23 protein-coding genes and 1 pseudogene are annotated in these 22,647 nt (G+C 72.9%); 17 read left to right on the top strand and 7 right to left on the bottom strand.

Annotated elements, in window-relative coordinates; all coding sequences use genetic code 11:
- The first annotated feature begins 2 nt into the window (after nucleotides 1-2).
- The 3 genes from AC27LF_RS06575 (at nucleotide 3) to AC27LF_RS06565 (ending at nucleotide 3,124) form a co-directional block, all read left to right on the top strand.
- A complete protein-coding gene (locus AC27LF_RS06575) occupies nucleotides 3-1,229 on the top strand; it encodes a CaiB/BaiF CoA transferase family protein (protein ID WP_479663538.1) in 1,227 nt (408 codons plus the stop codon).
- Nucleotides 1,222-2,064: a citryl-CoA lyase gene (locus AC27LF_RS06570; RefSeq protein ID WP_479663539.1), complete on the top strand. Its 843-nt coding sequence runs from the start codon at nucleotides 1,222-1,224 to the stop codon at nucleotides 2,062-2,064. The genes AC27LF_RS06575 and AC27LF_RS06570 overlap by 8 nt, the downstream gene beginning before the upstream one ends.
- Nucleotides 2,065-2,266: 202 nt before the next feature.
- Nucleotides 2,267-3,124: a dioxygenase family protein gene (locus AC27LF_RS06565; protein ID WP_479663540.1), complete on the top strand. Its 858-nt coding sequence runs from the start codon at nucleotides 2,267-2,269 to the stop codon at nucleotides 3,122-3,124.
- Nucleotides 3,125-3,134: 10 nt separating this feature from the next.
- Here the strand turns inward: AC27LF_RS06565 and AC27LF_RS06560 are convergent, their stop codons facing one another.
- Nucleotides 3,135-3,542 carry a RidA family protein gene (locus AC27LF_RS06560; protein ID WP_479663541.1) on the bottom strand — a complete coding sequence of 136 codons (408 nt, stop codon included), beginning with the start codon at nucleotides 3,540-3,542 and terminating at the stop codon, nucleotides 3,135-3,137.
- A 143-nt stretch (nucleotides 3,543-3,685) separates the two neighbouring features.
- Between AC27LF_RS06560 and AC27LF_RS06555 the strand changes: the two genes are divergently transcribed.
- The 4 genes from AC27LF_RS06555 (at nucleotide 3,686) to AC27LF_RS06540 (ending at nucleotide 6,123) form a co-directional block, all read left to right on the top strand.
- Nucleotides 3,686-4,066 (top strand): winged helix-turn-helix transcriptional regulator, encoded by a 381-nt coding sequence (locus AC27LF_RS06555; RefSeq protein ID WP_479663542.1) that lies wholly within the window; start codon nucleotides 3,686-3,688, stop codon nucleotides 4,064-4,066.
- Nucleotides 4,067-4,128: 62 nt separating this feature from the next.
- Nucleotides 4,129-4,797, top strand: coding sequence for a nucleoside/nucleotide kinase family protein (locus AC27LF_RS06550; RefSeq protein ID WP_479663543.1), 669 nt, complete (start codon nucleotides 4,129-4,131; stop codon nucleotides 4,795-4,797).
- Between the two features lie 329 nt (nucleotides 4,798-5,126).
- The gene (locus AC27LF_RS06545; protein WP_479663544.1) at nucleotides 5,127-5,348 is read left to right on the top strand and encodes a CbtB domain-containing protein; all 222 of its coding nucleotides are present in this window, start codon (nucleotides 5,127-5,129) and stop codon (nucleotides 5,346-5,348) included.
- A gap of 22 nt (nucleotides 5,349-5,370) precedes the next feature.
- Nucleotides 5,371-6,123, top strand: a complete 753-nt coding sequence (locus AC27LF_RS06540; RefSeq protein WP_479663545.1) for a CbtA family protein — start codon at nucleotides 5,371-5,373, stop codon at nucleotides 6,121-6,123.
- An 87-nt stretch (nucleotides 6,124-6,210) separates the two neighbouring features.
- Here the strand turns inward: AC27LF_RS06540 and AC27LF_RS06535 are convergent, their stop codons facing one another.
- Nucleotides 6,211-7,128, bottom strand: coding sequence for an NmrA family NAD(P)-binding protein (locus AC27LF_RS06535; protein ID WP_479663546.1), 918 nt, complete (start codon nucleotides 7,126-7,128; stop codon nucleotides 6,211-6,213).
- A gap of 104 nt (nucleotides 7,129-7,232) precedes the next feature.
- Here AC27LF_RS06535 and AC27LF_RS06530 point away from each other — a divergent pair, with 104 nt between their 5' ends.
- Nucleotides 7,233-7,799: a TetR/AcrR family transcriptional regulator gene (locus AC27LF_RS06530; protein WP_479663547.1), complete on the top strand. Its 567-nt coding sequence runs from the start codon at nucleotides 7,233-7,235 to the stop codon at nucleotides 7,797-7,799.
- Nucleotides 7,800-7,847: 48 nt separating this feature from the next.
- Here the strand turns inward: AC27LF_RS06530 and AC27LF_RS06525 are convergent, their stop codons facing one another.
- The 3 genes from AC27LF_RS06525 to AC27LF_RS06515 all read right to left on the bottom strand — a co-directional run bounded on the left by AC27LF_RS06525 (nucleotide 7,848) and on the right by AC27LF_RS06515 (nucleotide 10,563).
- The gene (locus AC27LF_RS06525; RefSeq protein WP_479663587.1) at nucleotides 7,848-8,438 is read right to left on the bottom strand and encodes a histidine phosphatase family protein; all 591 of its coding nucleotides are present in this window, start codon (nucleotides 8,436-8,438) and stop codon (nucleotides 7,848-7,850) included.
- 63 nt (nucleotides 8,439-8,501) lie between these two features.
- Nucleotides 8,502-9,500 carry a type I glyceraldehyde-3-phosphate dehydrogenase gene (gene gap / locus AC27LF_RS06520; RefSeq protein ID WP_479663548.1) on the bottom strand — a complete coding sequence of 333 codons (999 nt, stop codon included), beginning with the start codon at nucleotides 9,498-9,500 and terminating at the stop codon, nucleotides 8,502-8,504.
- Between the two features lie 106 nt (nucleotides 9,501-9,606).
- Entirely contained in the window at nucleotides 9,607-10,563 is a 957-nt protein-coding gene (locus AC27LF_RS06515; protein ID WP_479663549.1) for a GlxA family transcriptional regulator, read from the bottom strand.
- 115 nt (nucleotides 10,564-10,678) lie between these two features.
- Between AC27LF_RS06515 and AC27LF_RS06510 the strand changes: the two genes are divergently transcribed.
- Nucleotides 10,679-11,449, top strand: a complete 771-nt coding sequence (locus AC27LF_RS06510) for a class I SAM-dependent DNA methyltransferase (protein WP_479663550.1) — start codon at nucleotides 10,679-10,681, stop codon at nucleotides 11,447-11,449.
- Between the two features lie 240 nt (nucleotides 11,450-11,689).
- On the opposite strand, the gene AC27LF_RS06505 is transcribed toward AC27LF_RS06510, so the two are convergent.
- Both AC27LF_RS06505 and AC27LF_RS06500 read right to left on the bottom strand, forming a co-directional pair.
- On the bottom strand, nucleotides 11,690-13,054 hold the full coding sequence (locus AC27LF_RS06505; RefSeq protein ID WP_479663551.1) for a helix-turn-helix domain-containing protein: 1,365 nt from the start codon (nucleotides 13,052-13,054) through the stop codon (nucleotides 11,690-11,692).
- Between the two features lie 285 nt (nucleotides 13,055-13,339).
- On the bottom strand, nucleotides 13,340-14,104 hold the full coding sequence (locus AC27LF_RS06500) for a GntR family transcriptional regulator (RefSeq protein ID WP_479663552.1): 765 nt from the start codon (nucleotides 14,102-14,104) through the stop codon (nucleotides 13,340-13,342).
- A 502-nt stretch (nucleotides 14,105-14,606) separates the two neighbouring features.
- Here AC27LF_RS06500 and AC27LF_RS06495 point away from each other — a divergent pair.
- The 8 genes and pseudogenes from AC27LF_RS06495 to AC27LF_RS06460 all read left to right on the top strand — a co-directional run bounded on the left by AC27LF_RS06495 (nucleotide 14,607) and on the right by AC27LF_RS06460 (nucleotide 22,616).
- Entirely contained in the window at nucleotides 14,607-16,097 is a 1,491-nt protein-coding gene (locus AC27LF_RS06495; RefSeq protein ID WP_479663553.1) for a glycoside hydrolase family 3 protein, read from the top strand.
- A gap of 41 nt (nucleotides 16,098-16,138) precedes the next feature.
- Nucleotides 16,139-16,378: pseudogene (locus tag AC27LF_RS06490) on the top strand (hypothetical protein); the annotation flags it as partial.
- Nucleotides 16,379-16,644: 266 nt separating this feature from the next.
- Nucleotides 16,645-17,676 carry a phytanoyl-CoA dioxygenase family protein gene (locus AC27LF_RS06485; RefSeq protein ID WP_479663554.1) on the top strand — a complete coding sequence of 344 codons (1,032 nt, stop codon included), beginning with the start codon at nucleotides 16,645-16,647 and terminating at the stop codon, nucleotides 17,674-17,676.
- Complete coding sequence (locus tag AC27LF_RS06480; RefSeq protein WP_479663588.1) at nucleotides 17,673-19,004, top strand: DUF6271 family protein; 1,332 nt, start codon at nucleotides 17,673-17,675, stop codon at nucleotides 19,002-19,004. The genes AC27LF_RS06485 and AC27LF_RS06480 overlap by 4 nt, the downstream gene beginning before the upstream one ends.
- On the top strand, nucleotides 19,001-20,221 hold the full coding sequence (locus AC27LF_RS06475; RefSeq protein WP_479663555.1) for a type III PLP-dependent enzyme: 1,221 nt from the start codon (nucleotides 19,001-19,003) through the stop codon (nucleotides 20,219-20,221). Before AC27LF_RS06480 ends, AC27LF_RS06475 begins: the two co-directional genes overlap by 4 nt.
- Nucleotides 20,221-20,751, top strand: a complete 531-nt coding sequence (locus AC27LF_RS06470; protein ID WP_479663556.1) for a GNAT family N-acetyltransferase — start codon at nucleotides 20,221-20,223, stop codon at nucleotides 20,749-20,751. Before AC27LF_RS06475 ends, AC27LF_RS06470 begins: the two co-directional genes overlap by 1 nt.
- Nucleotides 20,748-21,959: an MFS transporter gene (locus AC27LF_RS06465; RefSeq protein WP_479663557.1), complete on the top strand. Its 1,212-nt coding sequence runs from the start codon at nucleotides 20,748-20,750 to the stop codon at nucleotides 21,957-21,959. The genes AC27LF_RS06470 and AC27LF_RS06465 overlap by 4 nt, the downstream gene beginning before the upstream one ends.
- Before the next feature lie 243 nt (nucleotides 21,960-22,202).
- The gene (locus AC27LF_RS06460; protein WP_479663558.1) at nucleotides 22,203-22,616 is read left to right on the top strand and encodes an SRPBCC family protein; all 414 of its coding nucleotides are present in this window, start codon (nucleotides 22,203-22,205) and stop codon (nucleotides 22,614-22,616) included.
- Nucleotides 22,617-22,647: the final 31 nt, after the last annotated feature.

Raw genomic sequence — 22,647 nt, 5'->3', positions numbered from 1 at the left:
CGATGCCGCAGAACGCCGGGCCCGCTCGGCCGGAGACCACGCACGGCACACCCGGTTCCGACACCCCGGACCCGCCCGGGCCGCTGTCCGGGGTGCTGGTGGCGGACTTCTCGCGGATCCTCGCCGGGCCGTACGCCACGATGCTGCTCGCCGACCTCGGCGCGGACGTCGTCAAGGTCGAAGGCCCCGGCGGCGACGACACCCGCGGCTGGACGCCCCCGGTGCGCGGCGAGGTCTCCACCTACTACCTCGGGATCAACCGGGGCAAGCGCTCGATCGTCCTCGACCTGCGCTGCGAGGACGACGCCGCGCTCGCCCGTGAACTCGTGAGCCGCGCCGACGTCCTGATCGAGAACATGAAGCCGGGCGGCATGGCGAAGTACGGGCTCGACTTCGAGACGGTGCGGCGGGACAACCCCGCACTCGTCTACGCCTCGATCACCGGCTTCGGTTCCGGGGCCGGCCGCCGGGTGCCCGGCTACGACCTCATGGTCCAGGCCGTCTCGGGCCTCATGAGCCTGACGGGCGACCCGGACGGGCCGCCGTACCGGGCCGGGATCTCCGTGTTCGACGTGATGGCCGGCAACCACGCCGCGATCGGCATCCTCGCCGCGCTGCGGCACCGGGACGCGACCGGCGAGGGCCAGCTGGTGGAGGTGAACCTGCTGTCCTCGGCGCTGACCGGCCTGGTCAACCACAGTTCCGCCTACGTCGCCGGCGGCACCGTGCCGTACCGGATGGGCAACGCCCACCCCAGCGTGTTCCCCTACGAGCCGTTCCCCACCGCCGACCAGGACCTCATCGTGACCGCCGCCAACGACGGGCAGTTCCGCAAGCTGTGCGAGGTACTCGGTGCCCCCGCGCTCGCCGACGATCCGCGCTTCGCGCGCAACGCCGACCGCACCGCACACCGCGACCAGCTCCGGCCGCTGCTCGCCGAGCGGCTGCTCACGCGCGGCGCCCACGAGTGGTTCGAACTGCTGGTGGCGGCCGGGGTGCCGAGCGGTCCGATCAACACCCTCGACGGCGGCTTCGCCATGGCCGAACGCTTCGGGCTCGACCCGGTCGTCACCGTGGGGGAGGACGACCGCGCGGTGCCCACCACCCGGCACCCGATCCGGTTCTCCGCCACCCCGGCCGCCTACCGGCTGCCACCCCCCGAACTGGACGAACACGGCGCGCAGTTGCGCGCCTGGCTGGCCGCACCCGAGGAGAGCGACCATGGCTGACCCGACGACTCCCGCGGGCTACCCCACCGCCCTCGGCGCGTCCGGCCCGAGGACCATCACCCTGCTCGGACACGACCTGGCCGAGGACATCATGGGCTCGGTCGGCTTCGGCGAGCTGGCGTTCTGGCTGGCCGCCCAGCGGCGGCCCACCCCCGGCGACCTGCGCGTCTTCGAAGCGGTGCTCGCCGCGCTGGCGGACCACGGATTCACCCCCACCGCCCTCGTCACCCGGCTGACCCATCTGTCCGCGCCGGACTCGGTCCAGGGCGCGCTGGCCGCCGGGCTGCTCGGCGGCGGCTCACGCTTCCTCGGCGTCACCGAGGACACCGGACGCTTCCTGCACGACGTACTGGAGTCCCTGGCCGGTGCGCTGCCCGCCGACGAGGCGGGCTGGGACGAGGTGGCGCTGCGCGCGGTGCGCGAGCGGCGGGCGGCCGGGAGGCTCGTCCCCGGGCTCGGGCACCATGTGCACAAGGAGGGCGATCCCCGCACCGCGCGGCTCATGCGGATCGCCACCGAGGAAGACCGCTTCGGACCGCACCTGCGGCTGTTCGCCGCCATCGGCCGGGTCCATCCCGCCGTGCTGGGACGGACGCTTCCGCTCAACGGGGCCGGGGTGTGCGGCGCCGCGCTCGCCGACCTGGACCTGCCCCTGCCGCTGCTGCGCGCCTTCGCGCTGCTGGCGCGCACGGCCGGGCTGATCGGGCAGCTCGCCGAGGAACTGCGCCACCCGGTCGCACGGGACGTCTTCCTGTCCGTCGACCGCAACAGCACCGCCGTCCCACCGGACCCCTACGCACCGCAACCGCTCACGGAGCGCCGGCACGACGACTGACTGCCGACACCGCGCCGCCGCCGCGCGCACCCCTTTCCCGGCCCACGCTCCCGCACCCCACATCCGACTCCCGCGCCCAGCTCCCGCCCCCGCACCCAGCTCCCGCACTCGGCTCCCGCCCCCGCACCCCGGCTCCCGCCCCCCGTACTCGGCGCCCGCCTCTCGCACCCGCGCCCACGACCGCAGACCAAGGAGCAGCAACGTGTTCGTCGACGAGGACAACATCACCGAGCTGGCCGTTCAGCGCTGGGCCACCGCGCACTCCCCGCGGCTTGCGGAGCTGATGGCCGCGCTGGTCCGCCATCTGCACGCGTTCGCCCGGGAAGTGCGGCTCACCGAGGACGAGTGGGCCGCCGCGATCCAGTGGCTCACCGCGGCCGGCCAGACCTGCGACGACAAGCGCCAGGAGCTGATCCTCACCTCGGACGTACTCGGACTCAGCATGCTCGTGGTCCAGTTGAACAACCGTTTCGAGCCGGGGGCGACGCCGGCCACGGTGCTTGGCCCCTTCCACATCGACGGCTCACCTGCCGTACCGCGCGGCTTCGACATGTCCGACGGCATCCCGGGAACGCCGCTGTTCGTCACCGGCAAGGTCACCGACACCGGGGGACGGCCCGTCGCGGGCGCCGTACTGGACGTCTGGCAGGCCGACGCCGACGGCGCGTACGAGGCGCAGCTCCCCGAGGTCGACGAGGCACGCCTGCGGGCCAAGTACCGTACCGCGCAGGACGGCAGCTACTGCGTCCGCACCATCGCACCGCGCGGGTACGCCATCCCCATGGACGGCCCCGTCGGCGATCTGATCCGCGCGACCGACATCAGCCATTTCCGGCCCGCGCACATCCACTTCCTCATCGACGAACCCGGCTACCGGAAGCTGATCACCCATCTGTTCCAGGCGGGCAGCGACTACCTGGACAGCGACGTCGTGTTCGGTACGAGGGACGCGCTGATCGTGCCGTTCACCGCGCACCCGGCGGGCGCCGCGCCCGACGGAAGCCGCCTCGATGCGCCGTACCTGCACGCCGAGTACGACTTCGTCCTCCAGGCCGGCTGACGACCCGGGCTCAGTCGAGGACCGCGACGGCCTCCACCTCGACCAGGTGCTCGGGTACGTCGAGCGCCGCCACACCGAGCAGTGTGGCGGGCGGCACGGGGGTGACGCCGAGGCGCGCCGCCGCCCGGTCGATGCCCGCCAGCAGCAGCGGCATTTTGTCGGCGGTCCAGTCCACGACATGCACAGTCAGCTTGGCCACGTCCTGGAAGGAGGCGCCGACCGCGGACAGGGCGGTGCCGACGTTGAGATAGCACCGCTCGACCTGGGCGGCGAGGTCGTCCTTGCCGACCGTGACGCCGTCCGCGTCCCAGGCGACCTGGCCGGCGATGAAGACCAGCTTCGAGCCGGACGCCACCGACACCTGCCGGTAGACGTCGATCTCGGGCAGTCCGCCGGGGTTGACGAGGGTGATGGCCATGCGTGCTGTCTCCTTGCGTCCTGCGAACCCGAGGCCCGTCGGCCTGGGGCACAGCGGCTCGTGCTCTCTTGTGGTTACTCGGAAACCGTAGGAGAGTGGTCGCTGACATGGAAGAACGCACTTTTCGGTGACTGGGGAACCTCATGGTGACCAAGCAACTCAAGGGCACGCCCGATGACGCGGACCTCACCCGCGCCGACTCCCTGGCGCGCGAGATCTTCTCGGACGTCGCCAACAAGTGGGCGTTCCTGATCATCGAGTCCCTTGGCGAACGCACCCTGCGTTTCAGCGAGTTGCGGGACGAGATCGAGGGCATCAGCCACAAGATGCTCACCCAGAACCTGCGCATGCTGGAGCGCAACGGCCTGGTCGAGCGGACCGTGCACCCCACCGTGCCGCCGCGGGTCGAGTACACCCTCACCGAGCCGGGCCAGGGTCTCAGGGCGACCGTCGACGGCATGTGCGCCTGGACCCACCGCTACTTCCACCACATCGAGACGTCCCGAAGCCGCTTCGACTCGTGAGGCCGGGCATGGATCGCCACGGTAGGACCCCCTCGGCCGTCCCCGCCGGTGCCCCTGACGTGATGCCCTTCTCGGGTCTGCGCGCACGGGCCCGGGCCCTCGCCGGGGCCGGACGGCGCGCGATGCTCGGCATCGTGGGCGCACCGGGTTCCGGAAAGTCCACGCTGGCCTCGCACCTGGCCGCCGCGCTCGGCCCGGACACGGCCGTCGTGGTGCCCATGGACGGGTTCCACCTGGCCAACGGCGAACTGGAACGGCTCGGCCGCCGGCAGCGCAAGGGCGCACCGGACACCTTCGACGCCGCGGGGTATGCGGCGCTGCTGCGCCGACTGCGCGAACCGACCGGGGAGTGTGTCTACGCCCCGCGGTTCCACCGCGAGTTCGAGGAGGCCGTCGCCGGCGCCATCCCGGTCCCGGCCGTAACGCCGCTGGTCATCACCGAGGGCAACTATCTGCTGCTCGACGACGGCCCCTGGGCGGGCGTCAAGGCGCTCCTCGACGAGACGTGGTACGTCGCCACCGACGAGGAGACACGGCTGGACCGGCTCATCCAGCGGCATGTCGCCTACGGCAAACCGCTCGCGGAGGCCCGCGCGTGGTCGCTCGGCACCGACCAGCGAAACGCCGACCTCATCGCGGCCACGCTGGACCGGGCCGACCTGGTGTTCGCCCCACCGCCCCTCACACCGGCGCCGCACGGCGAAGCCCAGGACGCCCGGGCCGGAGGGTGACCATCGGCTGTCGCCGTGTCGCCGTGTCGCCGTGTCGCCGTGTCGACCCGTCAGGACTGTCAAAAGGCCGATCTGGCGATAGCCGATCTGCCGTCTCGTCGGTCTGCCGGGTGGTGGCCGTGGCGATGGCGGCGGGCGCGGTCTTGGCCCCGCACGCGGCACGCGGTACGGTCGCTGCGACATCGACGACGGTACGACGGAAGCCGGTGGGAATCCGGCACGGTCGCGCCACTGTGTGCGAGCGCCCCTGGGCCGCTCGTGAGTCAGACCCGTGGCCGTCGTCCTGTGCACCACCGAGAGGGGACGCGAACTCCCCAAGGAGGTCTGCCATGGCGCAGCATGTCGCCCGGCCGTCAGCCACCACCCCCTCCGTTCCGGCCACGCTGCCGCTGAAGGCGATAGCCCCCTGGGCGGTCTTCTTCGGCATCCTGATGCTGATCCTGCTCTACTTCGTCGGCGCCGAGCAGGGCGCCACCTCCGTGTTCAGCGGCACGGGCGTCCACGAATGGGTGCACGACGCCCGCCATCTGCTCGGCTTCCCCTGCCACTGACGCGAGGGGACGAAGCCCGCCCATGAACTCCGCAACCGTACGCGGCCTTCTCCTGCGGGGCATGCTCGCCGGCCTCGCGGCCGGTGTGCTCGCCCTGATCGTGGCCTACTTCCTCGGCGAGCCGAACGTCGACAAGGCGATCGGCTTCGAGGACGCCCACGCCCACGAGCACGGGGCGGAGGTCGTCTCCCGCTCCGTGCAGTCCACCGCCGGCCTCGCCACCGGTGTCCTCGTCCACGGGGTCGCCTTCGGCGGCATCGCCGCGCTCGCCTTCTGCTTCGCCCTCGGGCGCGTGGGCCGGTTCGGCCCGCGGGCGACGGCGCTGCTGCTGTCCGGCGGCGCCCTGCTCGTCGTGTATGTCGTGCCGTTCCTGAAGTACCCGGCCAACCCGCCGTCGGTGGGCGATGCCGACACCATCGGCAGACGGACCGCCCTGTACTTCCTGATGATGCTGCTGAGCGTGCTCCTCGCGATCGCCGCCACCATCCTGGGCAGACGGCTCGCGTCCCGGCTCGGCTCGTGGTACGCCACCGTCGTGGCGGTGACCGCGTTCGTCGTGGTCATCGGTCTGGCGTATGCGTTCCTGCCGGTCGTCGACGAGGTGCCGGCGGGCTTCCCGGCCACCTTGTTGTGGCGGTTCCGGCTGTCCACGCTGGCCGTCCAGGCCGTCCTGTGGGGCGGATTCGGCCTGCTCTTCGCGGAGTCGGCCGAGCGGCTGCTGCGCCCGAAGCCCGCAACGGCCGCTACGGCGAAGGCGGTTCCGGCCGCGCACTGAGGACCGTGCCCGCGCCGTGCGCCCGGCCCGCCGGGGCCTCGGAACCGTCCGGGGCCCTCCGGCGGCGGCACACGGCAGGCAACGGCGTCAGGCCGAGGCGCGCAGATGCTGCCGTGCCCACTCCTCGAAGCCGGTGAGCGGGATGCCGAGGGCCCGTGCGTACTCCGGGCGGGCCGGCTGGCCGGTCTCGTTCATCATGGCGTGCCCGGTGCCCATGGCGGGCATCCCGGCGGCGACGGCCTCCTCCAAGGTCATGTCGGGGGCGGTCAACTCCGTTCCCAGAACGCGGGAGAGCGTCTTGGCGATGTCGCGCATCGTCAGGTAGTCGCTCGCCAGCTCCAGTTCCACGCCGTCGAACCGCTCGGGCGCGGCGACGGCGGCGGCCACCGCCCTGCCGATGTCGTCGACCGCCACGAGCGACAGCCAGGTGTCCGGCTTCACCAGGCTGACCAGACCGCCCTCGATGCCACGGGGGAACAGGAACGCCTCGGAGAGCAGGAAGTTCTCCATGAAGAAGCCCGGTTTGATGAGGGTCCAGTGCTCGAAGCCGGCCGCCCGTACGCGGTCCTGGATCCCGGCCTTCGTGGAGTAGTAGGGCTCCATCGCGGCCCAGCGGCCCTCAGCCCAGCCGGGGCTCTGCGTGTGCTGTCCGGCGCCCGACACGGACGTGTGCACGAACTGCGGCACGCCGGCGGTCAGCGCGCCCTCGATCAGATGGACGGCCTGCGCGAACTCGCCTTCGAAACCACGTCCGTTCAGATCGGGCATCTGCACCGAGAAGACGGCGCGGGCCCCTTCGGCGGCCCGGATCACTAAGTCGCGGTCGTCCAGGTCACCGGTGACCAGCTCGGCTCCGAGCGCTTCGACGGCCTTCGCCCGGTCGGTCGCCGGGTCGCGGACCAGTGCGCGGACGGCAACGCCCGCCGCGAGCAGGGCACGGGCGGTGGCGCCGCCCTGCCGGCCGGTGGCGCCGGTGACCAGGACGGGTGCGGGATCGGTCGGCACGATGCTTCTCCAATGCTGCCCATGGGTTAAGCGGCGGGGCCCGCCGTTTCTCCTCCGGTAAGATACGGAGGGCCCCGCCATTTAGCAAACCCCGAGGTGACACCATGCCCGTCCAGCGTGCGGACGCCCGGCGCAACTACGCGCGCATCCTCGCGGTGGCCGAGGAGGAGGTCGCCGCGCACGGCGCCGACGCGTCCCTGGAACAGATCGCCCGCACGGCGGGGGTCGGCTCGGCCACCGTCCGCCGGCACTTCCCCAGCCGCGGCGCCCTCTTGCAAGCGGTGTTCCAGGAACGGATCGAGCAGCTGTGCGCCCGCGCCCGTGACCTGGCCGGTGCCGCCGACAGCCGGGCCGCGCTGCTGGAGTGGCTGGCCGCCCTCACCGCGTACGCCGCATCCGCCCGGGGGATGGCCGCCGTCCTCACCCAGGAGCCGGCGGGCGACCCGGACGCGGGGCATGCCGACGCCTGCGCGGCCAGACTCACCGAGTCGGTCGAGCCGCTGCTGCGCCGCGCCGCCCGGGACGGTGCCGTGGCACCGGACGTGACCGTCGCCGACCTGGTCACACTGGTCACCGGGATCGCCCTGGCCACGGAGCACCATCCCGATCCCGCCGGCGAGGCGGACCGCCTGCTGACACTGACCGTGGCAGGAATCAGCCCACAGCGGTGACGAGGGGAGGCGGAGGCCACGACGGCGGCGCGGACGACCGACGACCGATCACGGCCCTCCCAGCGGAGCGCTCACGCTCGGCGGCCGGCCCAGGCGCAGGTTCCAGCGGTCGGACCGGCCGCTCAGTTCGGTCGCCGTCAGCGGGGGAACGTCGAGGCGCCAGAACGCCGTCACGGGCATGTCCAGCGCATGGACGACCGCCGCCCGCACCACCTCCGGCTCGACCACGGCGAGGGTACGGCCGCCGGTGTCCGCGGCGCCGGCCAGCCAGCACGCGATCCGTCCGCACAGGTCCCGTACCGACTCGCCGCCGTGCGGCGCGGCGTCCGGGTCGCCGAGCCAGCGGGCGACCGCCTCCGGTTCGGCGGCGCCCACCTCGTCCAGGGTGCGGCCCCGCCAGCGCCCCACGTCGAGACCGGCCAGCTCCGGCGCCGTCAGGGCGTTCAGACCGAGCGCCGCGGCCGTCTCCCGGCAGCGCACGCTCGGCGAGGTCAGAACGCGGCCCGCCGGGGGCAGCGAACCGGCCGCCGCGCGGGCCCGGTGCGCGCCGCCCTCCTCGATCGGGGCGCCGTCGTCGAAGCGGGCCCGCCGCAGCGACCCGCTCATGGCGGGGGAGACGAGGAACACTCGGCTGGTCAGGACTCTCCTCCTTCCGCCGGGAACCCAGCGCCCCTTCGGGGCACCCTCGGACTACGACGCCGGTCAGCCGGCGGCGAGGAGTTCGAGGGTGTCGATCACCCGGTTCGAGAAGCCCCACTCGTTGTCGTACCAGGCGACCACCTTGATGTGCCGGCCGTCGACACGGGTGAGAGCCGAGTCGAAGACGGACGAGGCCGGGTTGCCCGTGATGTCGGACGAGACGAGCGCGTCGTCCGAGTATTCGAGGATGCCGGCGAGCGGCCCCCGCGCCGCGGCCAGGTACGCCGCGAGCACGTCCTCACGGGTCACCTCGCGGGCGACGGTCGTGTTGAGTTCGACGATCGAGCCCACCGGCACCGGCACCCGGATCGAGTCGCCCGACAGCTTGCCGTCGAGGTTCGGCAGCACCAGACCGATCGCCTTGGCGGCGCCCGTCGTGGTCGGCACGATGTTCACGGCCGCGGCGCGGGCACGGCGGGCGTCGCGGTGCGGGCCGTCCTGGAGGTTCTGCTCCTGCGTATAGGCGTGCACCGTCGTCATGAAGCCGTGCTCGATGCCCGCGAGCTCGTCGAGCACCGCGGCGAGCGGAGCGAGCGCGTTGGTCGTGCAGGAGGCGTTCGAGACGATGGTGTGCGCGGCCGGGTCGTACGCGTCGTTGTTCACGCCGAACGCGAGCGTCACGTCGGCGCCGTCCGACGGCGCGCTGACGAGCACCTTCCTCGCGCCCGCGGCGAGGTGGGCGCCGGCCGCCTTGGCCGATGTGAAGCGGCCGGTCGCCTCCAGCACGATGTCCACGCCGAGTTCGGCCCAGGGCAGGCGCTCCGGCTCGCGTTCCGCGAGCACCCTGATGCGCCGTCCGTCGACGACGAGGGTGTCCCCCTCCACGGTCACGGGCCGGCCGAGCCGGCCGGCCGTCGTGTCGTAGGCGAGCAGCCGCGCGAGGGCCGTGGGTTCCGTGAGGTCGTTGACGGCGACGACATCGAGGTCGCTGTCGCGCTCCAGCAGTGCGCGCAGCACATTGCGTCCGATGCGGCCGAATCCGTTGACGGCGATGCGAGTCATGAATGGTGTCCCTTCGGTTCGCCCTCAGCCTCCCGGGCGGCGCCCGCCGCCGGAAGCGGCGTGAGTGCCATGGTTCGAAAGGATCACGCCACGCGGCTCCGGGGACCTATTCGCCCTGGGTGAAGGTGCGCCGGTATTCACTCGGCGTGGTGCCGAGGACGCGCTGGAAGTGCAGCCGCAGATTGGTGCCCGTGCCGAGACCGACGTCGGCGGCGATCTGCTCCACGCTCCGCTGCGAACGTTCGAGCAGTTCACGGGCGAGGTCGATGCGGGCGCGCAGGACCCACTGCATCGGCGTGTACCCGGTGTCCTCCACGAAGCGCCGCGAGAAGGTGCGCGGCGAGACCGCCGCATGCCGGGCGAGCACGTCGAGGGTGAGGGGTTCGCCCAGGCGGTGCAGTGCCCATTCGCGGGTCGCGGCGAACCGCTCGCCGAGCGGTTCGGGCACACTGCGCGGCACGTACTGTGCCTGACCGCCGCTGCGGTAGGGCGCCGCGACCAGCCGCCGGGCCGCGTGATGGGACGCGGCCACCCCGAGGTCGCGGCGCAGGATGTGCAGGCACAGATCGATGCCGGAGGCCGCGCCCGCCGACGTCAGCATGTCACCCTCGTCGACGAACAGCACGTTCTCGTCGACCCGGACCAGCGGATGCCGGGCCGCCAGCGCCCGGGTGTAGTGCCAGTGTGTGGTGGCGCGTTTGCCGTCGAGCAGACCGGTGGCGGCGAGCGCGAAGGCGCCGGTGGAGATCGCGGCGAGCCGCGCCCCCCGGTCGTGGGCGGCGATCAGCGCGTCGACCACGGCCCGCGGCGGGTCGTCCCGGTCCGGGAACCGGTAGCCGGGCACGAACGCGATGTCCGCCCAGGCGAGCGCTTCGAGGCCGTGCGCCACGTGGTACGACAGGCCGTCACCGCCGGTCACGAGCCCGGGCTCGGCGCCGCACACCCGCACCTCGTACGGCATGCTCGCGCGGGTCGTGAACACCTGCGCGGGAATGCCGACGTCGAGCGGTTTCGCGCCGTCGAGCACGAGGACGGCGACGCGCTGCGGACGGGAGGGCGGCACACGCACAGGGTACGCGGGCGGCGGCGGCCCCGGCGTGACGGCCGGGCCGCCCGTGCACGGCCCGGCGCGGGATATTCGGTGGACAGCACGGCGGCCGATCGCGAAGGGTGGCGCCATGCAGGAGGCGCAGGAGGAGACGAGCACAGCACAGCAGCGCAGGGTCTGGGACGCCGAGGCCGCTCGGCGGTACGACACCCCCGGCACCGGCATGTTCGCGCCCGAGGTGCTGACACCGACCGTGGAACGGCTCGCGGAACTCGCGGGCGACGGCGCGGCCCTGGAGTTCGCCGTCGGGACCGGCCGGGTGGCGATCCCGCTCGCGGCGCGCGGAGTCCGTGTCACCGGCATCGAACTGTCACCGCCGATGGTGGAGCAACTGCGGACCAAGGCGGACGAGGCGACCCTCCCGGTGGTCATCGGTGACATGGCGAGCACCGCGGCCCCCGGTGACTACACCCTCGTCTACCTCGTCTTCAACACGATCTCCAATCTGCTCACGCAGGCCGAGCAGGTCGAGTGCTTCCGCAACGCGGCCCGCCATCTCGGGCCCGGTGGCCGGTTCGTGATCGAGCTGTGGGTGCCGGAGCTGCGCAAGCTGCCGCCGGGCCAGTCGGCCACCGTATGGCAGGTGGGGACCGAGTACATCGGCCTGGACACCTACGACGTCCTGCGCCAGCGGGTCGTGTCCCATCACCTCGACTTCGACCGGGCCGGTCAGGCGCGGGTGTTCCGCAGCCCGCACCGGTACATCTGGCCGGCCGAACTGGACCTCATGGCCCAACTCGCCGGGTTCGAGCTGGAGTCCAGACACGCGGACTGGACCGGCGCCGAGTTCACCGCGGACTCACGCTCACACGTGTCCGTCTACCGGCTCCCGCCGGCGTAGACCGCGGCACACGCCACGCCGGCGGACATGGCCGGCGCCCCTGATCTGCGAGCCGGGTCGGATCCGTTCGCGAACCGCGACGAACCGGCCCGGCACCTACCCGAGTCGACGATCCACGCCGCCCCCGCCGGTCCACCGATGTGTGACCTGCGACGCGGGCGCGGCGCAGAGCGCCGTCGCCGCTCGTCGGGGGCCCGCGCCCAAGGCGGATCGAGCATGCGCGGGCGTGGCCTCGGGGGGTCAGGTGGTGGAGCGCACTCGGCGGACCCGGTGCTGGGTGCGTCCGGACTGGCGGGGCAGCCGGACCCGGCCGGCCGGACCGCCGTCGCCGGGCGGGCGCTCGTCGCCGTACGCGACGTACAGGCGTACCGCGTCGTACAACCGGTAGCGGCTGTGCCCGTTCCTGCCGAACTCGCTGACATAGGTGATCTGACGGCTCAGCAACTCGTCGAGCAGGTCCACCGCGAGCTGCCGGGACGGCGCCGCGCGCCCCACCACGTCGTCGACGCCGAAGTCGCCGCGCTCCGCGCCGAGCCGGCGCAGCGACGCCGCGATCGGGGCCGGTAAGACCCGGTGGCAGGCCGCCACGCTCGCCTGCACCGACAGATCCCCGACCCGCAAAAACGGCAGCCGCTCCCGCTCGTTTGCCAGACGGTCGGCCAGATCGCGCAGCGACCGGTGCGGGCGCGCCGACAGCCACAGCCCGGCGATGTGCAGGGCCAGCGGCAGCCGCCCGCAGGAGCGCACGATGCTCAGCGCGGCCGACGGCTCCGCGCCGGTGCGCGCGGCACCCGCGAGGTCCGCCAGCGTCCGGTGCGCGTCCCGTGGGTCGAGCGGGCCGATCCGGTGCGTCAACTGCCCCGGCAGTGCGGACAGTTCACGTCGCGCTGCGACCAGGACGGCGCTGCGCGCGTCGTCCACGAGCAGTGGCCGTACCTGCGCCTCGCTGTCCACGTTGTCGAGGACCACGAGGACATGCCGGCGGCTGAGCGCGTCCCGCAGCCGGGCGCCGGCCTCCTCCGGGCTGCGCACGGCGGGCGCCTCGCCGAGCGAGCGGAGGATGCGGCGCACGAGCATGTCGGGCGTGAACGGGTCACCGGAGGCCGGATGCAGATCGACGAAGACCTGCCCGTCCGGGAACCGGTCGCGTACGCCGTGTGCGACCCGCAGCACCAGGGACGTCTTGCCCGCGCCCGGCGGTCCGACGACGACCGCGGGCCGTGCGCGGTCGCGGGCCTGCCGCGACGAGAGGTGGGCGCGGAGGGAGGCGACGATCCGCTCCCGCCCGACGAGGCGGTTGCGGGGCGCCGCGGGCAGTTCCGCGGGCAGCGGCTGCGGGGGCCGTTCGGGGCGTGGCCCGGTGTGCTGCTCGGCGCGGGAGCCGCGCAGCAGCCGCGCCACCTCGGCGGGTGACAGGCCGAGGGCCCCCGCGAGCAGGATCAGTGACTGCTTGCGGGGCCGTGCGGTGTGACCGGTTTCGAGGTTGCGGATCGCCCGCACGCTGAGCCCCGACTTCTCCGCAAGGTCCTCCTGGGTGAGGCAGGCCGCCTCGCGCGCGTGGACCAGCGCCGCCGCAAGCGCGTCCACCGTGGATGTTTCGCTCACTTCACGCCCATTTCGTCGTTCGGTGCTGCCCCGGCGTCCGGGCGCCGGTGCGGTGCTGAGCGCGCGGGGAGCCGACAGCCGTGGCGCTCGCCGCGCGGGGAGATGCGTCGGGGTCTGGGGCCGGGCCAAAGGCGGCCGTCGCCAGAGCGAGGTCGGTGAAAGGGAGGGGACGTCGGCGGCGTCCGCGCGGGGCGCGGGGGCCGGGGGAGCCGAGGGGGAGCCGGATGCCGCGCGGTGCGGCGGCCGTTGCGGTGGGCGGTGACGGGCCGTGGCCCGGGCGGGGGTTCAGTCCGCCGGGCGGGTCAGCGTCACCGTGAACTTGTAGCGGGAGCCGCGGTACACCGAGCGGACCCATTCGACCGGTGTGCCGTGCGCGTCGCGGGAATGACGGGACAGGAGCAGCATCGGCAGGCCCACCTCGGTGGCGAGCAGCGCGGCCTCGCGGGGAGTGGCGAGCGAGGTCTCGATGGCCTCCTCGGCCTCCGCGAGGCGCACCCCGTACGCCTCGGCGAGCGCCGTGTACAGCGATCGGTGGGCGGCCAGGGACCGGTGCAGTCCGGGAAAGCGCCGGGCGGACAGGTGGGTCGTCTCGATGGCCTTGGGCTCGCCGCTGGCCAGCCGCAGCCGCTCGATGCGCAGTACGCCGTCGCCGGCCGCGACGCCGAGCAGCGCCGACAGCTTGTCGTCCGCTTCGACCTGGCTGATGTCCAGTACCCGTGAGGCGGGTTCGAGGCCCTGGGCATGCATGTCCTCGGTGTGGGAGGTGAGCAGGAGGGTGCGGTAGAGCTTGGGCCGGGCGACGAAGGTCCCCTTGCCCTGGACGCGGTCCAGCCGGCCCTCGCCCACGAGTTCCTGCAACGCCTGCCGGACCGTGGTGCGCGAGGTGGCGAGCCGGACGGCGAGTAATCGCTCGGCCGGCATCCGGGAGCCGGGCGTCAGCGCCCGCGTCATGGCGAGGACCTGCTGCTTGACCTCGTAGTACTTCGGGACGCGTGGCGCGCGGCCGGGCGCGGCCCGGTGCTGCGGGGTGCTGCTGACGTGGGTGGTCATGGCCTGCCTTCCCGGCTCGGTCGCCGGACCCCGTTATAACCCTCAACCGTGCTGTGGTCTAGTCCAGATGAGGAATGCGGTCCGCGGCCGTGTCCGGTGCGACGTTCTTCGCCAAAGGGTCGAGATCGACCCTCCGGCGACCTTGACGCTGCATAAAAGTCTAGGCCAAGCTCCCTCGTGCAGGTCTACACCATTAGCGCGTCGGGTCCCGTCGGCGTGCGGTGGCGGCGTGCGCGGAAACCCGCCGGGCGCGGTCCGGCGGCGGCCTTCGAGCAAGGAGGGATGCCGCACGGTCCGGCCGGGGTTCGGTGTGCCCGCCGCTGTTCCGGATTGCCCCTCGTGTCCGCTTTCCTGTTCTCCGTCTCCGTCCCTCTTCTCCTGGCCTCTCCTGCCCTCTCCTGTCCCCTCGTTCTCCTTCCTTCTCCTTCCTTCTCTTTCCACTTCTGCATCACGCGGCGGCGTGCGGCCTGGCCGACGGTGCCGTGAAGGGATGACGCCTTCGATGACCACTACTGCCACCGGCAACGACACCCTCACCCGCGACGCGCTCGCGGTCCTGCAGCCGGGGTTCGCCGGCACCGACGCACCGGACTGGGTGCGCCGCCGGGTCGGTGAAGGTCTCGCCTCCGTAGCCCTGTTCGGCCGCAATGTGGTCAGCCAGGAACAGGTCGCCGCCCTCACCGGTCAGTTGCGGGCCGAACGGGACGATCTGCTGGTGGCCATCGACGAGGAGAGCGGCGACGTCACCCGCCTCGACGTGCACACCGGCTCCGCGTTCCCCGGCAATCACGCGCTCGGCGCCGTCGACGACCCGGACCTGACCCGGCGCGTCGCCCGCGAACTGGGGCGGCGGCTCGCCGACTGCGGCGTCAACCTCAACTGGGCGCCGTCCGCCGACGTCAACGCCGACCCGGACAACCCGGTCATCGGCGTGCGCGCCTTCGGCGCCGACACCGACCTGGTGGCGCGGCACACGGCGGCGTACGTCCGGGGCATGCAGTCCAGCGGCGTCGCCGCGTGCACCAAGCACTTCCCGGGACACGGCGACACCAACGTCGACTCCCATCACGCCGTGCCGCGCATCGACGTCGACGAGGACACGCTGCGCCGGCGCGAACTCGTCCCGTTCCGCGCCGCCATCGAGGCCGGCACCCAGGCCGTCATGAGCGCGCACATCCTCGTCCCGGCGCTGGATGCGGAACGCCCCGGGACCCTGTCCCGCCGCATCCTCACCGAACTGCTGCGGGGCGAACTCGGCTATGACGGGCTGATCGTCACCGACGGCATGGAGATGCGGGCCATCGCCGGGGCCTACGGCCTGGAGCACGGGGTGGTCATGGCGATCACGGCGGGCGCGGACGCGATCTGCGTGGGCGGCGGGCTGTGCGACGAGGACACGGTGCTGAAGCTGCGGGACGCGCTGGTCGCGGCCGTGCACCGCGGCGAACTCCCCGAGGAACGGCTCGCCGACGCCGCGGCCCGGGTGCGGCGGCTGGCCCGCTGGACCGCCACGACGCGGCGTACCGCGCGGGCGCAGGCGACACCGGACGAGGAGATCGGACTCGTGGCGGCCCGCCGCGCCCTGCGTGTGCGCCGCGGGGCGCACGCGGCACCGGTCGACGGACCGGTGTACGTGGCGACGTTCAACCCGGTTCCGAACATCGCCGTCGGCGACGTGACCCCCTGGGGGGTCGCCGGCGAACTGGAGCGGCTGCTCCCGGGCACCACGGGCGGCTCCTTCACCGGGGCGGACGCGGGCGCGGATGCCCTGGTGGCGGCGGGGGGTCGTCGGGTTGTCGCGGTGGTTCGGGACGAGCATCGGCATGGGTGGATGCGTGCGGGGCTTGATGTGCTGCTTGCGGCGCGGCCGGACACGGTCGTGGTCGAGATGGGTGTACCGCAGTCCCCGCCGCGGGGTGCCGTGCACATCGCCACCCACGGAGCGGCCCGCGTCTGCGGCCTGGCCGCGGCGGAGGCCATCACCGCGCTCTGACCCGAAGACCCCGACGCCCGTGGGTCGAGGACCGCGCGGCGGCGGGCGCGGATGCCCTGGTGGCGGCGGGGGGTCGTCGGGTTGTCGCGGTGGTTCGGGACGAGCATCGGCATGCCTGGATGCGTGCGGGGCTTGATGTGCTGCTTGCGGCGCGGCCGGACACGGTCGTGGTCGAGATGGGCGTACCGCAGTCCCCGCCGCGGGGTGCCGTGCACATCGCCACCCACGGAGCGGCCCGCGTCTGCGGCCTGGCCGCGGCGGAGGCCATCACCGCGCTCTGACCCGAAGACCCCGACGTCCCCGGGCCGAGGGCCCCGCAGCGCGACCGCGCCGCGGGGCCCTCGGCGTGTCCGCGCCCGGCCCGCGGCGCACCCACCAAGGGCCTCAACCACCGGCAGTTCGCAGGCACTTGGCGGGCAGCTTCGAGCGGAGCGCGTTGACACCACAACTGGTCTAGTCCAAGTTGTAGGAACCTCAGTTCGATCATCGTGGCGATCTGGGACTCAGCCACTCGGCCGCTGAAGAACTCGATCCCTGGAGTGATTGCATGCCGACGCATGACCCCTATCTGTACCGCGCCGCCTCGCAGCGCCCCTACTTCAGTGCGGACGGCGAGAGCTACCTCGCCCAGACACCGCTGCGCGACCTCGACAAGTCCCGCCCGCTGCGCGTGCTGTCCGAGGACGACTTCGCCTTCTGGCAGACGTACGGCTACGTCGTCGTCCGCAACGCCATCTCGCCCGGCGCCGCGAAGAGCCTGCTCGAATTCGCCTGGGAGTTCCAGGGCCTGGACCCCGACCGGCCCGAAACCTGGTACGAGGAGCGCGAGTTCCGCTCGGACCTGGACCGCGATCTGCATGTCTACGGATTCGTCGAGGCGTACCACCACCAGCTCATCTGGGACAGCCGGCAGACCCAGCGCGTCTACGACGCCTTCGTGGACGTATGGGACTGCGAGGAGCTGTGGGTCACGCTGGACCGGCTCAACCTCAACCCGCCCAACCGTGGCACCCGTTCCCGCTCCCTGATCGCACCCACCGACGAGGGCTTCGACATCGAGCTGCACTGGGACGTCGACACCACCCTCGGCGTGCTGCCGCAGCGGGTACAGGGCATCATCGCCCTCAACGACACCCAGCCCGAGCTGGGCGGCTTCCAGTGCGCGCCCGAACTGTTCCACCGGTTCGAGCAGTGGCGCATCGGCCAGCCCGCCGGCCGCGACCCGATCAGGCCCGCGATCGACCGCTCCGAGTTCCCGGTGGTGCGGCCCGATCTCCAGGCCGGCGACCTGCTGATCTTCAACGGCCTGCTGGCCCACGGAGTCGCGCCCAACGCCTCCGACAACGGTGTCCGCGCCGTCCAGTACCTGTCGATGATGCCGGCGCTGGAAGAACACGAGACGCTGCGGCACTCCCGCGTCGAGTCGTGGCGGACGCTGAGCACCCCGGACTGGAACGCGACGCTTCTCGGCGACGCGCGACGGCCCGAGGCGCTGCGGTACGGGCCGGCCACCCTCAGCGACCTGGGCCGCAGGCTGCTGGGACAGGAACCCTGGAGCGGACGGGCGTGCGCCGAGTGAACGACGTCGCACGCCCCGACCGGATCTGTCTGGCCCTGCCCACGAACCGGGCGTGCTCCGCCACCATCGCCGCCATCGGCGCGGAGGCGGCGTACGCGGCCCGCCACTTCGACGTCGAGGTGCGCCTGCTGATCCTGGACTCCTGCGACGACGCCACCCGGGCCGCGCACGCCCGCGCCGTGGCACAGCTGACGGCCGAGCCCCATGTGATCGTGCACCACCTCGGCGAGGCGGAGCAGCGGGACTTCCTGCGGGGCGTGATCCAGCGCTCCGGCGTCGCCGAACCCGGCGCGATGCTCCGGCTGTTGCTGCCCGCCGACGTCTCCTACGGCGCCTGCACGAACCGTGCCTTCCTCTTCGCCGCCGCGCTCGGCTGCCGCTCGGTGCACCGCAGGGACTCGGACAGCACCTACCAGACCCTGGACGGCACGCCGGTCTTCCCCATCCACCACGAACTGCGGTCTCTGGGCAGACCCGCGGCCGAGGCGTCCGCGGGCGTGAGCGAAACGCTCCTCGACCCGGCCCACGCCACGCGGACGGTGTCCATGGTGGGTTCCTCGTTCATCGGCGAACTCTCCGTGGACATCGGCGAGATCGCCCGCCTCGACCCGGGCGTCTACCACGACGTCGTGAGTCTGTGGGCGCCCGCCGACTGGCCGGAGAAGGACAAACGGCAACTGGTCGAGGAGTCGTTCACCGGCGCCGGTTCCGCCCCCTTCACCGAGGACCACTCGACGCTCACCGTCGTCGACCCCATGCGGGTGGACATGTGCAACATCAGCTTCGACCACGCGGTCTACGAGCGCGTGCCGCTGCCCCCGGCGACCAGCACCATCGGCAGCGACTACTTCCTCATCCACCTGGTCCACGACGCCGCGCTCCCCGGTGTGCTGCACAACCGCACCATCGAGAACTTCTACACCCCGGAGCGGCGCACCGACGCCGGGTTCGTCGCCTACCAGACGCGGTTCGTGAAGTTCCTGCTGTCCATGCTCTACTTCAACCACGTCTACGCCCGCATGGCCGCGGCGGGCGACGCGCTGCTCGACCACCGCGGGCACGTCCGGGCCGACACCGTCGTCACGTTCCTGCGCGAGAGCACCGGCCTCGACCGCTCAGAGAACGCATGGCGGCTGGACCGCGTCGACACCTCGTACCGCAAACTCGGCGGCAGGTACGAGGCGTTCGCCGAACTGCTGGCCACGCGCCGGCAGCGACTCCTCGACGAGGCCGAACGGGACATCGAGGACTTCGCCCTGCTGACCGGCGCCTGGGCGCGGCTCGTCGACGCGGCCCGGGAGCAGGGGCCCAGGAGCACGGGCGGGTGAGCGTGGACCTGTCCCCGCGGCTGTCGGCCGCCCTCGCCCGCGCCACCTCGGACCGCATCGTCTACGACCTCACCGGGATCGAGCACCACTACGAGCGGCTGCTGCGTGAACTGCCGCAGATCGCCGTGCGCTTCGCGCTGAAGGCGTGCCCCGTGGACGAGGTGCTGGCCTGTCTCGCGTCCCGGGGCGCCGGCTTCGACGCGGCGAGCCCCGCCGAGATCGTCCAGGCGCTGCGCACCGGCGTGCCCGCCGACCGGATCCACTACGGAAACACCGTGAAGTCCGACGCGGACATCGCCGAGGCACACCGGCTCGGGGTGCGCACCTTCGCCACCGACAGCGTGCAGGACGTCGCGGCGATCGCCGCCCACGCCCCGGGCTCCCGGGTGTTCTGCCGGCTCGCCACCAGCGGCGACGGCGCGCTGTGGGGCCTGAGCCGCAAGTTCGGCTGCACACGCGACGACGCGGTGCGGGTGCTGTCCGCGGCGGCGGCGGCCGGGCTGACACCGGCGGGCCTTTCGGTGCACGTCGGCTCGCAGCAGATGACCGCCGACGCCTGGCGGCAGGCGTTCGACTCGCTCGGCGACGCGATCACCGCACTGGACGCGCGGGGCATCGCGATCGACCTCGTCAACCTCGGCGGCGGCCTGCCCGCGCTCGGCTACCTCGACCGGCAGGGACGCCCGCTCGAACCGCCGCTGGACAAGATGTTCGCCGTCATCCGCGACGGCATCGAACAGTTGCGGCACCTCAGCCCCGCACCCCTCGACTTCGTCATGGAGCCGGGCCGCCACCTGGTGGCCGACCACGGCGCCGTGCGGGCGCATGTCTACCGGCTGACCAGCCGGGAGCAGCCCGCCGGGAACGACGGCGACACGGCGCACTGGCTGTACCTGAGCTGCGGCAAGTTCAACGGACTGTACGAGATGGACCAGCTGCGCCACCGGCTCGTCTTCCCCGGCCACCGGGGCGGTGACCGGGTGCCCGCGGTGATCGCCGGACCGACCTGCGACAGCGACGACGCCTACGCGAGCGGCCCCCGCGCCACGCGCGTGCCGGCCGCCGCCGCCTCGGGCGACCCCGTCTGGATCCTGTCCGCCGGCGCCTACGCCACCAGCTACACGACCCGGGGATTCAACGGATTCGGTCCGCTGCCGTACATCTGCGTGCGCGACGGACACACCGGTCCCGTTCCGACCGCCGAGAGGACGCACTGATGGGCCACCCGCCGCGCGTGCGTGCCATCGCCGACGCCGACTGGCCGCACGTCGCCGCCCTGGAGGCCGACACCTACGCGGGCAGTTCGCTCACCGAGGGCCGGGCCGCCCTGGAGTCACGGGGGCGGGCCTCGCCCGGCACCTGCTTCGTCCTCGACCTGGACGGCCGGATCGCGGGCTATGTGCTCGCCCTGCCCTACCCGATGTTCCGCTACCCCGACCTGACCCGGCCGGAGCGGCTGACCCACCACTCGCGCAACCTCCATCTGCACGACCTCGTCGTCGCCGAGCCGCTGCGCGGCAGGGGCCTGGGGCGCCGGCTGCTGCGCCATCTCACCGCCGTCGCCGCCGCCCGCCGATACGAACGGATCTCGCTCGTCGCGATCGACGGGATGGAGGGCTTCTGGCGGGCCCATGGCTACCGGACCCATCACGAGGTCCACGTCCCGCCCGGCTACGGCGAAGACGCCGTCTACATGTCGACAGGGGTGCCCGCGAGCCGGCCCCTCGAAGAGGAGGAAGCGGGTTGACGAACACCGTCCGTGTGCACGACGCGTCGCGCCGTGCCAAATGGGCCATCGCCGCGCTGTTCTGCTTCCTCGGCTTCCAGTACGCCACCTGGGCCGCGCGGCTGCCCACGCTCAGAAGCGAACTCGGTCTGTCCGAGACGGAACTGGGGCTGCTGCTGATGGCCTGCGGCGCCGGGGCCGCCGCCTCCTTCCCACTGGTCGCGTTCCTCATGCGGCGGCTCGGCTCCCGGCGTCTCGCCCTCATGTCGGCACTCGTCCTCGCGGCGCTGCTCGCGCTGCTGTCCGTGGCGCCGAACTACCCGGTCGCCCTCCTGATCATCTGCTGCGACGGTGTCGGCGTCGGCGCGCTGAACGTCGCCATGAACGCGCAGGGCGCCGAGCTGGAGACCAGGTTCCGGCGCACCGCCATGTCCCAGCTGCACGCCACGTTCAGCGCCGGGCTGCTCGGCGCCGCGCTGCTGGCCTCCGCGGTGAACCTGGTGACCTCGGCCGTCACCGCGCACTTCGCCGTGGCCGTCGTGCTGCTGATGCTGCTGCTCGGCTACGCCCGGCCGGGACTGCTCACCGAGGCGGCGCGGCAGCCGGCCGAGACCGCGCAGCGGGACACCGGCGCGCAGGCACCCGAGAGCAAGCGCCGCCGGGCGCTGACCGTGCCCTCGCGCGCGACGCTGTGGATGGGCTGCGCCATGGCGTTCGGCACCGTGACCGAGGGCGCCATGAACGACTGGTCCGCGCTCTACATGAAGGACGTCGCCAAGGCGTCGGAGACGGTGGCGCCGATGGGCATCGCCGTCGTCTCGGTGATGATGCTGCTGGCCCGGGTCTTCGCCGACCGCTGGCGCACCCGCTGGGGCGACGGACGCGTGGTGCGCGTCGGCAGCGCGGTGGCCGGCATCGGACTCGCGCTCGCCCTCCTGGCCGGCGGGGTGGTGCCCACGCTGGCCGGCTTCGCCTGCGTGGGCCTCGGCGCGGCGGCCGTCACACCGTGCGTGTACGTGGCCGCGGCGGCGAAGGGGTCCGACGCCCTGGCGCTGGTGGCCGCGATGGGCACCACGGGGCTGCTGGTGGGTCCGGCCCTGATCGGCTTCATCGCGGGCGCGGCCGGCCTGGTCCCGGGCATGGCCGCGGTGGCGGTCTCGGCGCTGATCGTCTGCCTGTCCGCGACACGGATCCGCTGGGGCTCCCTCGTCCCGGCGGTCGCCGAGTGACCGGTGCCGCGCGTGGCCGGGTTCGACATCCCCCTGCCCGCCGCCGATGCCGGAGCGGCCGGCGGGGCGCACCGGGACTGCCGGCGGCATCGCGACCCGCAGCCGCCTCGGCGTTTCCTGAACGCCGAGGCGGCGCCGCTGCCGCGCGGCGGCTACACCGACGCCACCGGCAGCGGCCCGGCGGCCCGGCGGTGTCCGATTCGTTCAAGGCGGCGGCCGGGCGGTTCCCCTAGGGTTGCCGCCATGGACACCCCGCGCGCATCGCGTCACCTCAGCATCCACATCGACCGCTCCGTGGCGGACGTCTACGCCTATGCCTCCGACCCGGTCAACCTGCCGGCGTGGGCGCTCGGGCTTGGCGGTTCCATCCAGCGGATCGACGGTCAGTGGGTCGCCGAGTCCGCGCCGATGGGCCGGGTCGTGGTGGCGTTCGTGGCCGCGAACGACCTGGGCGTCCTCGACCACGACGTCACGCTGCCCTCGGGAGAGACGGTCCACAACCCGCTCCGTGTGATCGCGGACGGCACGGGCAGCGAAGTGGTGTTCACCCTGCGCCGCAGGCCGGGGATGACCGACACCGAGTTCCAGCGGGACGCCGACATGGTCGACGCCGACCTGCGCCGCCTCAAGCAACTGCTGGAGACCACCGCCGACTGACCGGCTTGTGCCGTTCCGGTCACGGGGCCGG

It is taken from the genome of Streptomyces diversicolor (genome assembly GCF_057537855.1).
This window is presented reverse-complemented; position numbering and strand designations above follow the sequence as displayed.

Coding starts and splice junctions, on each gene's coding strand:
- AC27LF_RS06510 (WP_479663550.1), top strand. CDS start 10,679: ATGCAGGAGGCGCAGGAGGAGACGAGCACAGCACAGCAGCGCAGGGTC.
- AC27LF_RS06570 (WP_479663539.1), top strand. CDS start 1,222: ATGGCTGACCCGACGACTCCCGCGGGCTACCCCACCGCCCTCGGCGCG.
- AC27LF_RS06540 (WP_479663545.1), top strand. CDS start 5,371: ATGAACTCCGCAACCGTACGCGGCCTTCTCCTGCGGGGCATGCTCGCC.
- gap (WP_479663548.1), bottom strand. CDS start 9,500: ATGACTCGCATCGCCGTCAACGGATTCGGCCGCATCGGACGCAATGTG.
- AC27LF_RS06485 (WP_479663554.1), top strand. CDS start 16,645: ATGCCGACGCATGACCCCTATCTGTACCGCGCCGCCTCGCAGCGCCCC.
- AC27LF_RS06545 (WP_479663544.1), top strand. CDS start 5,127: ATGGCGCAGCATGTCGCCCGGCCGTCAGCCACCACCCCCTCCGTTCCG.
- AC27LF_RS06495 (WP_479663553.1), top strand. CDS start 14,607: ATGACCACTACTGCCACCGGCAACGACACCCTCACCCGCGACGCGCTC.
- AC27LF_RS06560 (WP_479663541.1), bottom strand. CDS start 3,542: ATGGCCATCACCCTCGTCAACCCCGGCGGACTGCCCGAGATCGACGTC.
- AC27LF_RS06555 (WP_479663542.1), top strand. CDS start 3,686: ATGGTGACCAAGCAACTCAAGGGCACGCCCGATGACGCGGACCTCACC.
- AC27LF_RS06530 (WP_479663547.1), top strand. CDS start 7,233: ATGCCCGTCCAGCGTGCGGACGCCCGGCGCAACTACGCGCGCATCCTC.
- AC27LF_RS06550 (WP_479663543.1), top strand. CDS start 4,129: ATGCCCTTCTCGGGTCTGCGCGCACGGGCCCGGGCCCTCGCCGGGGCC.
- AC27LF_RS06575 (WP_479663538.1), top strand. CDS start 3: ATGCCGCAGAACGCCGGGCCCGCTCGGCCGGAGACCACGCACGGCACA.
- AC27LF_RS06470 (WP_479663556.1), top strand. CDS start 20,221: ATGGGCCACCCGCCGCGCGTGCGTGCCATCGCCGACGCCGACTGGCCG.
- AC27LF_RS06500 (WP_479663552.1), bottom strand. CDS start 14,104: ATGACCACCCACGTCAGCAGCACCCCGCAGCACCGGGCCGCGCCCGGC.
- AC27LF_RS06460 (WP_479663558.1), top strand. CDS start 22,203: ATGGACACCCCGCGCGCATCGCGTCACCTCAGCATCCACATCGACCGC.